This is a genomic window from Streptomyces sp. SID1328 (genome assembly GCF_009865595.1).
Taxonomy (GTDB): domain Bacteria; phylum Actinomycetota; class Actinomycetes; order Streptomycetales; family Streptomycetaceae; genus Streptomyces; species Streptomyces griseoluteus.
In genome coordinates, this window is the sequence record NZ_WWKH01000160.1 from 1 (window position 1) to 1055 (window position 1055).

The 1055-nt window shown below is 75.6% G+C and carries 1 protein-coding gene; it reads left to right on the top strand.

Features of this window, described 5'->3' with window-relative positions; translation table 11 throughout:
• Positions 1 to 1055: non-ribosomal peptide synthetase (locus tag GT030_RS04785; protein WP_161199984.1), on the top strand; the 1055-nt coding region annotated here is incomplete at both ends.

A 1055-nucleotide genomic window follows, 5' to 3' on the forward strand; every position in this document is an offset into this window, starting at 1 on the left:
TACGTCTTCGACGCCTCCACCTTCGAGATCTGGGCCCCGCTGCTGCACGGCGGCCGGATCGTCGTCGCACCCGAGGGCGTGCTGGACGCCCGCGCGCTGGACGACGCGGTGCACACCCACGGGGCCACGGCCGTCTTCATGACGACCGCCCTGTTCAACGTGATCGCCGAGACCGACCCCGGCGCCTTCACCGGTCTGCGGTTGGTCTGCGCCGGCGGTGAGCTGGCCTCCCCGGACGCCATGCAGCGGGTCGCGGCCCTCGCGCCCGACACCCGCGTCCTGCACGTGTACGGCCCCACCGAGACCACCACCTTCGCCACCCGCTACCCGGTGGCCGCCGGCCTGCCCGCCGGGCCGCCGCCCATCGGCCGCCCGCTGGACGGCATGCGCCTGCACGTCCTGGACGACTCGCTGCGGCCCGTACCGCCGGGCGTGGTGGGGGAGCTGTACCTCGCCGGACACGGTGTGGCGCGCGGCTACACGGGCCGCCCCGGCCTGACGGCCACCCGCTTCGTCGCCGACCCGTTCGACGCGGCGGGCGGCCGGATGTACCGCACCGGCGACCTGGTCCGCTGGACCCCGGACGGGCAGATCGCCTACGTCGGCCGGTCCGACGGCCAGGTGAAGCTGCGCGGTTACCGGATCGAGCTGGGCGAGATCGAGAACACCCTCGCCTCCTGCCAGGGCGTCGCGGACGCCTTCGCCGTGGTCCGCGAGGACACACCGGGCGACCGCCGCCTCGTCGCCTACGTGGTCCCCGCGAGCGGCGCCGGCCCCGACCCGGCCGACCTCGCCCGCGCCGTCGGCCGGTCCCTGCCCGCCTACATGGTGCCCAGCGCCATCGTCCCGCTGGACGCGCTCCCGCTCACCCCCAACGGCAAGGTCGACCGGCGCGCGCTGCCCGTCCCCGAGTACGCGCCGGTGAGCGGACGCCCGGCCCGTACCGCACGCGAGGAGATCCTCTGCGGACTCTTCGCCGACGTGCTCGGGCTGGACGCGGCCGGTCCCGACGACGACTTCTTCGCCCTCGGCGGCCACTCCCTGCTCGCCACCCG